This window comes from Kitasatospora sp. NPDC127121 (assembly GCF_042677305.1).
GTDB lineage: Bacteria > Actinomycetota > Actinomycetes > Streptomycetales > Streptomycetaceae > Kitasatospora.
The window spans coordinates 42,783-55,402 of the sequence record NZ_JBHXTQ010000055.1; the positions used below are offsets into that span (position 1 = coordinate 42,783).

Sequence of the window (12,620 nt, forward strand, 5' to 3'; positions counted from 1 at the left end):
TCCGCGTTATCCGGTCGTGACGACTCGATCCTAACTTGGACTTTGTCCAAGTCAACACTGGAACCAATCTGAGAGCGTGACTTACCCTGTTCCCATGAGCGACCTGCTGGAACGACTTCGCGGACGCGGCTGGCGGCTGACCTCACAGCGCCGGGTCGTGGCCGAGGTCCTCGACGGCGACCACGTCCACCTCACCGCGGACGAGGTGCACGCCCGCGCCGTCGCCCGCCTGCCCGAGATCAGCCGCGCGACCGTCTACAACACCCTCGGCGAACTGGTCGGCCTCGGCGAGGTCCTGGAGGTCGCCACCAACGGGCGCGCCAAGCGCTACGACCCCAACGCCCACCGCGCCCACCAGCACCTGGTCTGCTCCGGCTGCGGCGCCATCCGCGACGTCCACCCGCACGGCGACCCGCTCGCCGCCCTCCCGGCCGACGAACGCTTCGGCTTCACCGTCACCACCGCCGAGGTCACCTACCGCGGCCTGTGCCCGGACTGCACGGGCACGCCGTAACGCGGCCCCGCCCGCCCGGCGGGAACCGCCGGACCCGCCCTACGCGCTCAGCTCCGCGTGCAGCGCGCCCAGCAGGCGCCCGGCCCGCTCCGCCACCTCGGCCGGCCCGTAGTCGGCCGCCCGGCGGCACCAGTTCTCGGCCTGCACCGGCTCCCCCCGGCGCAGCGCCAGCAGCGCCAGGCGCAGCGCCGCCCGCCCGTGCCCGGCGTCGGCCGCCCTGGTGTACCAGAGCATCGCCTGCGCCTCGCGGTCCTGCCGGGCCAGCAGCAGCCCCAGGTTGAAGGCGGCGCTGCGGCTGCCGGCCTCGGCCGCCCGCCGGTACCAGCTCTCGGCGATCTCCAGCGCGCCGCGCTCGGCCGCCCGCACCCCCATCCGCACCTGCGCCCGCCGGTGCCCGGCATCGGCCGCCAGCGCGTACCAGTGCTCGGCCTCGGTGTCCGCGTCACCGCGCCGGTCCAGCACCGAGGCCAGCCGGAACGCGCCCTCCGCCGACCCGCCGGACGCCGCCTGCCGGTAGCGCTCCAGCGCGCCGGCCAGGTTGCCCCGCTGCTCCTGGGCGACGGCCAGTTGCAGCGCGGCCTCGCCGTGGCCCTCGGCGGCGGCCCGCGCGTACCACTCCTGGGCCTGCCGCTGCTCGCCGCGCCCGGCGTGCAGCACGCCCAGGTTGAACGCGCCGTCCACGCTGCCGGCCTCGGCCGCCTTGGAGAACCACGGCTCGGCACCGGTCTCCTCGCCGCGCTGCAACAGCACCACGGCCAGCGCGTTGCAGGCCTCCCGGTGCCCGGCGTACGCGGCCCGGCGGTACCACTGCTCGGCCTGCTGGTCGCGGCCGGTGGCGACGCAGAGCAGGCCGAGGTTGAAGGCGCCGTTCTGGTCGCCCGCGTCCAGGGCGGTGCGGTACCAGCGCTCGGCCTCCTTGGCCTCGCCGCGGCCGGCGTGCAGGGCGCCCAGCGCGTTGGCGGCGTTGCCGTCGCCGGCCTCGGCGGCCTCCCGCCACCACTCGGCGGCGGCGGCCAGGTCCCCGGAGTCGCGCAGCAGGAAGCCCAGCGCGCAGGCGGCGCGCGGCTCGCCGTTCTGCGCGGACTGCCGGTACCAGCGGGCGGCCTCCTCCAGCAGCGACTGGTCGGTGGCGGCGCGCTCCTCCAGCAGCACGCCCAGGCGCAGCGCGGCGCGGGCGTGGCCGCGGGCGGCGGCGGTGCGGTACCAGGCCTCGGCGGTTTCCTTGTCCCCGGCGGCCTCGCGCATCCGGGCCAGCCGGTAGGCGGCCTCCCGGTGCCCGGCGTCGGCGGAGACCTTGAACCAGCGCTCGGCGCGCACGTCGCGCCGGTGCTCCATCAGGTCGCCCAGCGCGTAGGCGCCGAGCGGGTGGCCGTGGTCGGCGGCGAAGTGCAGCCAGTACTCGGCGGCCTCCTCCTCGCCCTGGTCGCGCAGTTGGAGCCCGAGCGCGTGCGCGGCGGGGGCGCTGCCGGCCACCGCGGCATGGCGCCACCACTGGGCGGCCTCGGCCCGGTGGCCCTGCTGGTGCAGCAGCACGCCGAGGTTGTTGGCGGCGGCGCGCGTCCCGGCGGCCGCGGCGGCGCGCAGGTAGGGCTCGGCGTCCTCCAGGTCGCCGCGGCGCAGCAGCAGGGTGCCGAGCCGGCTGGCGGCGTCCGGGTCGCCGTCGGCGGCGGCCTGCCGGTGGCGGGCCTCCAGCGCGGCGCTCTCGCGGGCGGCCAGCGCGGTCTCGAAGCTGGTGGTGTCCAGGCCGGCCGGGTCGAGCGCGGCGGCGTTCGGGCCGTCGGCGGCGGCGCCGTCGGGCCCGTACGGGCGGACGGCGTCGGCGAACTGACGGGTGGACACGTGGACCAGGCTGTCGGGGCCGTAGCCGGCGACCGGGGGGCGCTCGGACAAGCCACTGGTGCGCTGGGCGGGCAGGGCTCCGGGGCGGCTCTCGGGGCTCTCCGCCCAGGCGTCGGTGTCCGCCTCGGTGGCCGCCGCGGACTTGGTGCCTGACCCGTTCTTGCCGATCAGCCTCATGCCGACTCCCGCTCCCCCAGAGTGTCGCGGCATCGTGCCCCGGCCCGCGGCCGGGGGGACCCCCAGGGGAGGCGCCGGAACCGACGGCCGGTCAGCAGCCGCGCACCGTCCCCCATGTGTCCCATCGTCGCACCACCCGCAACCCGCGTACACCTGCCCCGGCCGAATTCGGGCGGGGCCGACCCGAAGCCGACGAAATTGCTTCGGCGCTTTGTCGATTTCCCGACACTCGGACCCCACAAACCCCTTGCCGTCGTCGTTGGCGACGGTTGATGGTACCGGAGCGGTTCCCGCCGCTTCGGGGGGAAAACGCCAGAGGCCCGGAGGAAGAATCCTCCGGGCCTCTGTCCACTGAGTAGCGGGGACAGGATTTGAACCTGCGACCTCTGGGTTATGAGCCCAGCGAGCTACCGAGCTGCTCCACCCCGCGTCGGTAGTTGAACCATAGCACGGGTGCGGGGTGGAACAGGAATCGGTTGCCGCAGCTCAGCGGGCCGCGACTACGGCTACGGCTGTCCGGACGGCGATCCGGACGGCGTCGCGCCCGGGGTCGCGCCCGGCGTCGGGGCCTGCACCGGGCTCCCGCCGCGGGCCGCCTCGGCCGCCTTCAGCGCGTCGCCCAGCGCCTTCTGGGCGTTGCCGTAGGCCACCCAGTCGCCGTTCTTGAACGCGGACTGGCTGTCGTTGTACGCCTTCTCCGCGTCCCCGAGCGCCTTCTGCAGCTCCGGCGAGATCGTCCCGCCCGGCGCCGCCGTCCCCGGACTGGTCGGCGTCCCCGGGTTGTTCGGCGTGGACGGCGCGGTCGGCGTGGTCCCCGGGGCCGCCCCGGCGAACACCTTCTTCAGCGCGTCCTCCAGGGTGTTCTCGAACGCCACGTTGTCGTTCCCGTACACCGCCAGCACCTTCTGCAGCGTCGGGTACTTGGCGCCGCGTCCGCGCACGTACACCGGCTCGACGTTGAGCAGCCCGCCGCCGACCGGCAGGGTCAGCAGGTTGCCGTACTCCAGCTCGGTGTCACCGCCGCTCTTCAGCGCGAAGATCTGCGAGGCCACCTCCTGCCGGGAGTTGAACGTCGACTGCACCAGGCCCGGGCCGGGGGCGCTGTTGTCCCCCGAGATCTTCAGGATGCGGATCTTCCCGTAGTCCGGCCCCGGATCGGCGTTGACGGCCATGAACGCGGCCAGGTTCGGGCGGCCGTTGGGCACGAAGGTCGTGGTCAGCGAGAAGCTCGCCGAGGTGACCTGCGGGTCCGGCATCCGCACCGTCACGTAGTACGGCGGCTGGACCTGCTTGGTGTCGCTGGTCGGGTCGACCGGGATCTGCCAGATGTCGCTGCCGTTGAAGAAGGAGTTGGCGTCGGTCACGTGGTACTGGCCGAGCAGGTCGCGCTGCACCTTGAACATGTCCTGCGGGTAGCGCAGGTGCGGCAGCAGCGTGCCCGGGATGTCCGCCTTCGGCTCGACGGTGCCGGGGAACGCCTTCATCCAGGTCTTCAGCACCGGGTCCTGCTCGTCCCACTGGTAGAGCTTCACCTCGCCGGTGTAGGCGTCCACCGTGGCCTTGACCGAGTTGCGGATGTAGTTGACCTGGTTGGCGACGGTCAGCAGCTCACCGCGCTGGTTGGTCAGCGAGTCCTTGGTCGCGGTGCCCAGCGTCGTCTTCGACGAGAACGGGTAGCCGTCCGAGGTGGTGTAGCCGTCCAGCACCCAGACCACCCGGCCGTCCTGCACCACCGGGTACGCGTCGGCGTCGATCGACAGCCACGGGGCGACCTTCTCCACCCGCTCCTTCGGCGTCCGGTTGTAGATCACCTTCGCGCCGTCGGTGATCGCCCCCGCGTACAGGATCTGCGGCTCGGCGAAGCGCACCGCGTACGCGGCCCGGGTGATCGGGTTGTCCAGCGAGACACCGCTGTTGCCGGTGTAGGTGTACTCCTTGTTCTCGCCGGTCTTGGTGGTGTAGTCGATCTCCTTGTTCGAGCCGCCGACGATCGAGTACGACGTCGTCTTCTCGCCGTAGTAGATCCGCTGCTGGTAGTCGCCCAGCGCACCGGTGGCCGGCAAGCCGGACTCGGTGAACACCGGCTCGCCCTTGTCGCTGACCTGGTTGCCCTTGGCGACGACCGCGCCGTAGCCGTGGGTGTACTTGAAGTGGTCGTTGATCCAGTTGCGCTGCACGCCGTTGAGGTCCAGCTCGCGCAGACCGATCACGGTGTCCTGCTTGTCCGTGCCGGAGCCGTAGCGGTCCACGTCCAGGGTGTTCGGGAAGGCGTAGTAGTTGCGCTGCTGCTCGATCGACTGGAAGGTCGGCGAGACGACGTTCGGGTCCAGCAGCCGGATGTCGGAGATGGTCTGCGCGTCCGGCTTGAGCGCCTCGGCCGTCGTCGACCCCTGCGGGCTGTACTGGGTGGTCTGCGCGTCCGCGATCCCGTACGCCTGCCGCGTCGCGTCGATGTTCTTCTGGATGTACGGCGTTTCCTTGGCCTGCTCGTTCGGCTTGACCTGGAACTGCTGCACGATCGCCGGGTACAGCCCGCCGATCAGCACCGCCGACAGCACCATCAGCCCCAGCCCGATCAGGGCCGGCGCCCAGGTGCGGCGCACCGGGGTCAGGAAGAACAGCAGCGCGCAGATGATCGCCACGAAGAACAGGATCGTCTTGGCCGGCAGGAACGCGTTGGCGTCCACGTAGCGCAGGCCCGTCCAGCCGGAGACCCCCTTGTAGGAGCCGGTCTTCACCGCCAGCGCGTACCGGTCCAGCCAGTACGCCACCGCCTTCAGCAGCACGAACACGCCCAGCAGCACCGCCAGGTGCCCCTGCGCGCCCGCGCTCGCCCGACGGCCCGGGCCCTGCAGCCGCAGCCCCCCGTACAGGTAGTGCACCAGCGCCGAGGTCAGCAGCGAGACGATCACCGCGCTGAACGCGAAGCCCAGCACGAACTCGTAGAACGGCAGGTCGAAGGCGTAGAACGAGACGTCCATGCCGAACTGGGCGTCCTTCTCGCCGAAGGGCGTCGCGTTCGTCCACATCAGCCAGGTCCGCCACTGGCCGGACGCCGCGGCGCCCGCCACCAGGCCGATCACCAGCGAGACGCCGATCAGCGCCCAGCGCTTGAACGGCGCCAGGCCCGAGCGGTAGCGGTCCAGGCTCTGCTGCTCGACCGACATCGCCGACAGCGGCGGCCGCAGCCGGTGCGCCAGCCAGACGTTGAAGCCGACGATCACCGCCATCAGCAGGCCGAACACCGCGAACAAGCCGATCTTCGTCCACAGCTGCGTGGTGAACACCGAGGAGTAACGGACGGACCTGAACCACAGCCAGTCCGTCCAGAACCCGGCGAACATGACGAACAGCAGGAACAGCACCGCGAGCACGCCCAGGGTCAGCAGGGCCACCCGCGCCCGCCGGGAGGGCGGCCCTACCCTGCGCCGGAAACCCGGCCCTGAGCGTTCCGGCATCTGGAATACCACGGTGGCACCTCAGCTGTGTCGTCTGGAGTCACTGGAGTCAGTCGGTCTTCAGGGAAACTTAACCAGGCTTTGGCCGAGTTCCCACCGTTAGCAGACGGTTACGACGACGTTCCCCGTCCCGGCCGTTCCCCGGCCCACTCGCGGCGCCCGGCGCCCGGGCCCCCGCCCGGCGTGTGAGGATTGAGGCATGTCCGACGCGTCCAATGCACTCAACTCCCCCGGCTCCCCCGACGACGTCTCCAAGCTCCCCGCCGCCACCCCGCTCACCCGGGCCGCGCTGGAGATCGACGAGTACGCCGCCACGCTCGGCTGGGACCTCCCGGCCCGGCTGTTCGCCCTGGTGGACAGCACCGCCCTGCGCAAGGCCGACCCGAAGATCGCCGCCCAGCTCGGCCTCGGCGACGACGACACGTCCGGCCTCACCCCGGTCGAGCAGGACGAGCTGCCGGCCGGCATGGAGCTGGACAAGTTCCTCGGCACCATCGCCTGGCCCGACGCGGTGGTCGGCTGCGCCCTGGTCGTCGAGCGCCTGATGCTGCCGCCGGGCTCCGAGCAGACCCGCCCGCGCAACGCCAGCGACGCCCAGCTCGCCGAGTGGGTGGCCAACCACCCCAAGCGCGAGGAGGTGCGGATCACCGCCGCCGTGCTGCGCAACGGCAAGAAGGAGATCGCGCTGCGGCTGCGCTCCAAGGACGTCGCCCGCGAGGTGCTGACCGGCCCGGACCTGGTGCCCGGCCTGACCGCGGCGCTGCTGGCGACCTTCTCGTAGCCCCCCGGCCGCCCCGGCCGCACCACTCCACGTTCACGGCACTACGCCACGGCACTACGCCGCGGCATTAGTTCACGGCACTACTTCACGGCGCAGGACGGCAGCGCGGAGGTCTGCCCGGAGCGGATCTGCTCCAGCGACTTCAGCGCGCCGTCCAGCGTGTCCGTCTTGATCAGGTTCAGTCCGGACGGGACGTTCTTGGTCGCCTCGGCGCAGTTCGAGGACGGGGTGAAGAAGTACTCGGCGCCGGCGTCCCTGGCGGCGATCAGCTTCATCGATATCCCGCCGATCGGGCCGACCTTGCCGTCGTCGTCGATGGTGCCGGTGCCCGCCACGAACCGGCCGCCGGTGAGGTCGCCGCCGGGGGTGAGCTTGTCGATGATGCCGAGCGAGAACATCAGCCCGGCGCTCGGCCCGCCGACGTCCTGGAGGCCGATGTCGATCTGGAACGGGTAGGTGTGCCGGATCGTGGTGCCGATGCCGACCACCGCGAGTTCCGCCCGCTCGGCCGGGGCCTTCGGGTCGAGGTCCTTGGCCCGCACGGTGGGGACGGTGACGTCGGTCCGGTCCCCCGGGTTGGCGCCGCCGTTGCCGGTCGCGTCCTTGACCCGCGGGACGACGGTGAAGACCGCCGACTCGCCCGGCTTGTGCTTGGTGACCGCGGCCACCACCTGCTCGACCGTGCTGACCGGCGTGCCGTCGACGGCCACGATCTGGTCGCCCGCGTGCAGCCGGCCCTCCGCCGGGGCCCCCGCCGTGACCGATTTGATGATCAGCTCGGTGCCGACCGGGATGCCCAGCTGGTTGAGCGCGGCGGTGCGGGCACTGTCCTCGGAGGAGGCGAACTCCTCGGCGTTCTGCTTCTTGGCGTCGGCGTCCGTCTGCCCCTTCGGGTAGACGTTGTCGTGCGGCACGACCATCACGTCGTCGCGAAGCCACCCGACCACCGCGTTGACCAGGCTGGGCTCGTACTTGGCCCCGGTGACCTGGACGGTGGTCATGTTGAGGTGCCCGGTGGTCGGGTACGAGTCGCGCCCGGTGATGGTGATCACCGACTTGCCCCCCTGGTTGCCGAGCGTGTTGTACGTCGGCCCCGGGCTCATCTCCGTGTACGGCACCTTCATCAGCACCGAGACGCAGAGCAGCGCTATGAGCAGCAGGGTGGCAGCGAGCATCGTCGCGGAGCGGCGTGGCATGCCTCGACAGTACGGGACGCGGATGAGCGGACGCCCCCCGGGCTACCGGCCGGAACCGTCCTCGGAGGCGGTGCTCCCGGCGGTGGTGCGTTCCATCGCGGCCATGAAGCGCCGGTGCTCGGCGAGCGAGGCCGGGTCCCCCGTGGCCCTCGGGGCGCGTTGGGCCCAGCCCGCCCACAAGGCGGCGAGCAGGACGGCGATGACCGGAATGATCAACCAGGCGAGCGCACCCATATCAGTACTCCCAGCTCGTCGTGTCTATGAGCAGATTAACCACTCCGGCGGACAACGCGGGCGGCGCCGTCCGGGTTACGGGACGGCCGATCGGCTCACTGCCAGGGAGTATTCGGCCCACTGACCCGGACCCGTTCGAGTGAGAGCCCGGCCCGCCCGGCATGCTCGTCGCATTCCGTGCACATATGGCGACTCTCCGCAGCCAATCGACCCCGTCCGGTCCCGTCCGGTCCGATCCGGTCCGGCCCACAGGGGGCGCCCGGGTCAGCAGCTGCCGGCGCCGACCCACTCCTCCTCGCCGTCGGCGAAGACCTGGTGCTTCCAGATCGGCACCTCGTGCTTGAGGTCGTCGATCAGCCGCCGGGCGGCCGCGAAGGCCTCGCCCCGGTGGGCGCAGGACACGGCGACGATCACCGCCTTGTCGGTGATCTCCAGCCGGCCGACCCGGTGCACCGCGGCCAGCGCCCGCACCGGGAAGTCGGCGACGACCTTCTCGGCGATCCGGCGCATCTCCTGCTCGGCGGTGGGGTGGCAGCTGTATTCCAGCGCGGTGACCGACTTGCCGCCGTCGTGGTCGCGGACCGTCCCGACGAAGACGGTCGTCCCGCCGGCCGCGTCGTCGCCGACCGCCTCGTACACCTCGTCCAGCGAGAGCGGGGTGTCGCGGACGGCGAGCAGGCGGATGGGGTCCTGGTTCTCGGGCATGCCCCCATGATTCCCCATCCCGGGTGGTTTGAGGCAAGCGGGTTCCGCATCACGATGGCGGGATTCCGCATCGTGAGAAAACCTGCTCCAGCCCTCGGGGCCACCGGCCTCAGAAGCGGCGCCGCTTGCGGGCCCGGCGCACCAGCGCGGCCGTACCGACCAGCGCCACCGTCGCCCCGGCCGCCCCCAGGCTGGTCGCGGCCTCCTTGCCGCCCAGCCGGCGCCCGGCCACCGCGTGCTTCCCGGCGACCTGGCCCAGCAGCTCGGCCAGCACCTGCTCGTTGCTGTGCTCCGGACGCCAGCCCGCCTCGTGCAACCGGCTGCCGGACACCACCCACGGGTACATCGTGTAGGCCAGGTCCCCCGCCGGGGCCGGGGTCAGGCCCAGCCGGTGCAGCCGGGCCGCGGTGCCCAGCGCCAGCGAGGCCGGCAGCTCCATCCGCCGGATCCCCGACAGCCGCTCCACGTCCTCCTGCTCCAGCCAGCCGTCGCAGCCGACCGTCACCTCGCCCTCCACCAGGCCCAGCGCCGCGTACTCCAGCGCCGCCGCCAGGTCGTCCACGTGGCAGAACTGCCAGCACGGGCGGGAACCGGCCACCACCAGCAGCCGCGGCGCCTCGAAGTGCCGGGTCAGCACGGTGTCCACGCCGGGACCGACCACCACCGCCGGACGCAGCACCGTCACCTGCAGCCCCGGGTGGGCGCGCGGCGCCCGGCGGGCCAGGCGCTCGATCTCCAGCAGGTCCCCGACCAGCGAGGCCTCCTCGGTCGCCCGCAGCTCGGAGTCCTCGGCCAGCGGCACCTCGTTGTCGGCCAGCGCGCCGTAGACCATCGCGGAGGTGCAGAGCACCACCCGGTGCACCCCGGCGGCCGCGGCCGCCGTCAGCACGGTCTGCGCGCCGCGCACGTTGTAGGCGCTGCGGGCGCGCGGATCCGACTCCATGCCGAAGTCCATCGCCAGGTGCACCACCACGTCCACCCCGGACAACCGCTCGGCCACCGCGGGGTCCCGCACGTCCAGCACCCGCCACTGCACACCCGACACCTCACCGCGCCGGTCGTCCACCGCCAGCACCCTGCGCACGTGCGGCGAAGCGACCAGACGGGCCGCGACCCGCTCGCCGATCACGCCGGCGGCACCGGTGACGGCCACGGTCAGCGGCCGTCCGCCGTAGGCTGGAGGCGGCGACGCCGTGATGTCCGGGGCGTCCTCGTCTCCGGTCAGCCCAGAGCGAACGTCCGAAGGCGGGGAACTCACCGACCATCCTCCACGGTTAGCTTATGTGCGTACGGACGTGTGTCACGTACGTCCATCCTGCCCGAGGCGAAGGCCCGGCGGTGCACCCGGCGCGGGCCTGCCGCACTGGAGCCGCCCACGAGTCCCCCACTCCGCTGGTGCCCCGGGCGGGCAGCACTTCCCGCCACACCCGTATGACGGCCGACCGGATCGAGGACCCCGTGAGCGACCTTCCCTTCGGATTCGGCGTTCCGCCCGAGGAGCCCGAGGACGGCAAGGCCAAGCCCGACAACGAGCAGCAGAAGAAGGACCAGGGCCCCGCAGGCTCCGACCAGAGCGGCGCGCAGCCGTTCGGCTTCGGCGCCGGCAACCCGTTCGGCGCCCTGTTCGGCATGCCCGGCATGCCCGGCGGCGGAGCCCCGGGCGGCCCCGGCGGGGCCGAAAACCCGTTCGCCGCGATGTTCGGCGGCCTCAACCCCAACGACCTCGGCAGCGCGTTCCAGCAGCTCGGGCAGATGCTCTCGTTCGAGGGCGGCCCGGTGAACTGGGACCTCGCCAAGAACATCGCCCGCCAGAGCGTCGTCGCCGAACCCGCCGAGGGCAAGAGCAAGGACCGCTCGGTCAGCGCCGCCGAGCACTCCGCCGTCGCCGAGGCCGTCCGGCTCGCCGACCTGTGGCTCGACGGCGTCACCGAGTTCCCCTCCGGCGCCGCCTCCGCCGTCGCCTGGAGCCGCGCCGAGTGGATCGAGGCCACCCTCCCGGTCTGGAAGGACCTCGTCGACCCGGTCGCCGAGCGGGTCGGCAACGCCATGGGCGGCGTCCTGCCCGAGGAGATGCAGGCCATGGCCGGCCCGCTGATGGGCATGATGCGCTCCATGGGCGGCGCCATGTTCGGCACCCAGATCGGCCAGGCGCTCGGCGCCCTCGCCGGCGAGGTGGTCGGCTCCGCCGACGTCGGCCTGCCGCTCGCCCCGGCCGGCAAGGCCGCACTGCTGCCGCAGAACGTCGCCGAGTTCGGCGAGGGCCTGAACGTGCCCGCCGACGAAGTCCGGCTCTACCTCGCCCTGCGCGAGGCCGCCCACCAGCGGCTCTTCGCCCACGTGCCGTGGCTGCGGGCCCACCTGCTCGGCGCCGTCGAGGCCTACGCCCGCGGCATCAAGGTCGACACCTCCCGGATGGAGGAGCTCGTCGGCCAGCTCGACCCGAACAACCCGGAGGCGCTCCAGGAGGCGCTGGCCGGCGGGCTGCTCCAGCCCGAGGACACCCCCGAGCAGAAGGCCGCGCTCGCCCGCCTGGAGACCGCGCTCGCGCTGCTCGAAGGCTGGGTCGACGCGGTCGTGCACGCCGCCGCCGAACCGCACCTGCCGCAGGCCGGCGCGCTGCGCGAGACCGTCCGCCGCCGCCGCGCCGCCGGCGGGCCCGCCGAGCAGACCTTCGCCACCCTGGTCGGCCTGGAGCTGCGCCCGCGCCGGCTGCGCGACGCCGCCCGGCTGTGGGCGCTGCTCGCCGACGCGCGCGGCATCGAGGGCCGCGACGCGCTCTGGCAGCACCCGGACATGCTGCCCACCGCCGCCGACCTGGACGACCCGGACGCCTTCGTGCACCGGGGCACCGGCGACCTGGAGGGCGGCCTCGACTTCGACGCGATCGACAAGCTGCTCGGCGAGGCCGCCGCGGGCGGCACCGCCGCCAAGCCGGACCTCACCAAGAACGACGGGCCGGCGAAGAGCGACGAGCCGAAGCAAGACGGCGACGGCACCGACGGAAAGGGCGAGCCCACCGCATGACGGCCACCGAAACCGGGGCGACGTCCCTGCACGCGGACGCCGTGCACACCCTGACCGGGTGGCGCCCCGCCGACGAGGAGCAGGACCGGCTGCGGCTCGACTACCTGGCGCACCTGGCCGAGCAGCCCGAGGGCCTGTACCGGTCCTGCCTGCCCGCGCACATCACCGCGAGCGCGGCGGTCGTCGACCCGGCGGCCGGGCGGGTGCTGCTCACCCTGCACCCCAAGGTCGGCATCTGGCTGCAGATGGGCGGGCACTGCGAGCCCGACGACCGGGACCTCGCGTCGGCGGCGCTGCGGGAGGCCGTCGAGGAGTCCGGCATCCCCGACCTGGCCCTGCTGGAGGTGGACGGCGTCCCGGTGCCGGCCAAGCTGGACCGGCACCTGGTCCGCTGCACCGGCAAGGACCGGCCGGAGAACACCCACCTGGACGTCCAGTACATCGCGGTGGCCCCGGCCGGTGCGCAGGCGCTGATCAGCGAGGAGTCGCTGGACCTGCGCTGGTTCGACTACGACCGGCTGCCGGAGCTGACCGACCACTCGGTGCGGGACCTGGTGGCACGGGCCCGCCGGCTGACCAGCTGAGGTGAAACCCGAAGAGGGGGGGGGGGGCGCGAAGGGCCCGCCCCCCCCCGATTTGTTGCCCCCGGCGGGTAAGGGGGGGTGTAAAACCACCCCCCCGGACACCCCCCC

General features: G+C 72.9%; 10 protein-coding genes and 1 tRNA gene. 4 read left to right on the forward strand and 7 right to left on the reverse strand.

The annotated features are described in order from the left end of the window. Positions 1–94: 94 nt before the first annotated feature. A complete protein-coding gene (locus tag ACFVHI_RS24940; RefSeq protein WP_380342835.1) occupies positions 95–514 on the forward strand; it encodes a Fur family transcriptional regulator in 420 nt (139 codons plus the stop codon). A gap of 39 nt (positions 515–553) precedes the next feature. On the opposite strand, the gene ACFVHI_RS24945 is transcribed toward ACFVHI_RS24940, so the two are convergent. The 3 genes from ACFVHI_RS24945 to ACFVHI_RS24955 form a co-directional block, all read right to left on the reverse strand. After that, entirely contained in the window at positions 554–2,530 is a 1,977-nt protein-coding gene (locus tag ACFVHI_RS24945; protein ID WP_380342837.1) for a tetratricopeptide repeat protein, read from the reverse strand. A gap of 356 nt (positions 2,531–2,886) precedes the next feature. Beyond that, positions 2,887–2,960, reverse strand: a tRNA-Met gene (locus tag ACFVHI_RS24950). A gap of 76 nt (positions 2,961–3,036) precedes the next feature. After that, positions 3,037–5,988, reverse strand: a complete 2,952-nt coding sequence (locus ACFVHI_RS24955; protein WP_380342838.1) for a UPF0182 family protein — start codon at positions 5,986–5,988, stop codon at positions 3,037–3,039. 199 nt (positions 5,989–6,187) lie between these two features. Between ACFVHI_RS24955 and ACFVHI_RS24960 the strand changes: the two genes are divergently transcribed. Further along, a complete protein-coding gene (locus tag ACFVHI_RS24960; protein ID WP_380342840.1) occupies positions 6,188–6,769 on the forward strand; it encodes a PPA1309 family protein in 582 nt (193 codons plus the stop codon). An 80-nt stretch (positions 6,770–6,849) separates the two neighbouring features. On the opposite strand, the gene ACFVHI_RS24965 is transcribed toward ACFVHI_RS24960, so the two are convergent. From ACFVHI_RS24965 to ACFVHI_RS24980, 4 genes are all read right to left on the reverse strand, one after another. Further along, positions 6,850–7,965: a PDZ domain-containing protein gene (locus ACFVHI_RS24965; protein ID WP_063347894.1), complete on the reverse strand. Its 1,116-nt coding sequence runs from the start codon at positions 7,963–7,965 to the stop codon at positions 6,850–6,852. Between the two features lie 42 nt (positions 7,966–8,007). Next, positions 8,008–8,199 (reverse strand): hypothetical protein, encoded by a 192-nt coding sequence (locus ACFVHI_RS24970; RefSeq protein ID WP_063347895.1) that lies wholly within the window; start codon positions 8,197–8,199, stop codon positions 8,008–8,010. A gap of 264 nt (positions 8,200–8,463) precedes the next feature. Further along, on the reverse strand, positions 8,464–8,904 hold the full coding sequence (locus tag ACFVHI_RS24975) for a molybdenum cofactor biosynthesis protein MoaE (protein ID WP_363377185.1): 441 nt from the start codon (positions 8,902–8,904) through the stop codon (positions 8,464–8,466). A 109-nt stretch (positions 8,905–9,013) separates the two neighbouring features. Then, positions 9,014–10,162: an NAD-dependent epimerase/dehydratase family protein gene (locus ACFVHI_RS24980; protein WP_380342844.1), complete on the reverse strand. Its 1,149-nt coding sequence runs from the start codon at positions 10,160–10,162 to the stop codon at positions 9,014–9,016. A gap of 200 nt (positions 10,163–10,362) precedes the next feature. Between ACFVHI_RS24980 and ACFVHI_RS24985 the strand changes: the two genes are divergently transcribed. Then, positions 10,363–11,928 (forward strand): zinc-dependent metalloprotease, encoded by a 1,566-nt coding sequence (locus ACFVHI_RS24985; protein ID WP_063351153.1) that lies wholly within the window; start codon positions 10,363–10,365, stop codon positions 11,926–11,928. Further along, complete coding sequence (locus ACFVHI_RS24990; RefSeq protein ID WP_380342846.1) at positions 11,925–12,512, forward strand: NUDIX hydrolase; 588 nt, start codon at positions 11,925–11,927, stop codon at positions 12,510–12,512. Before ACFVHI_RS24985 ends, ACFVHI_RS24990 begins: the two co-directional genes overlap by 4 nt. Positions 12,513–12,620: the final 108 nt, after the last annotated feature.

Coding starts and splice junctions, on each gene's coding strand:
- ACFVHI_RS24940 (WP_380342835.1), top strand. CDS start 95: ATGAGCGACCTGCTGGAACGACTTCGCGGACGCGGCTGGCGGCTGACC.
- ACFVHI_RS24975 (WP_363377185.1), bottom strand. CDS start 8,904: ATGCCCGAGAACCAGGACCCCATCCGCCTGCTCGCCGTCCGCGACACC.
- ACFVHI_RS24970 (WP_063347895.1), bottom strand. CDS start 8,199: ATGGGTGCGCTCGCCTGGTTGATCATTCCGGTCATCGCCGTCCTGCTC.
- ACFVHI_RS24955 (WP_380342838.1), bottom strand. CDS start 5,988: ATGCCGGAACGCTCAGGGCCGGGTTTCCGGCGCAGGGTAGGGCCGCCC.
- ACFVHI_RS24960 (WP_380342840.1), top strand. CDS start 6,188: ATGTCCGACGCGTCCAATGCACTCAACTCCCCCGGCTCCCCCGACGAC.
- ACFVHI_RS24945 (WP_380342837.1), bottom strand. CDS start 2,530: ATGAGGCTGATCGGCAAGAACGGGTCAGGCACCAAGTCCGCGGCGGCC.
- ACFVHI_RS24990 (WP_380342846.1), top strand. CDS start 11,925: ATGACGGCCACCGAAACCGGGGCGACGTCCCTGCACGCGGACGCCGTG.
- ACFVHI_RS24965 (WP_063347894.1), bottom strand. CDS start 7,965: ATGCCACGCCGCTCCGCGACGATGCTCGCTGCCACCCTGCTGCTCATA.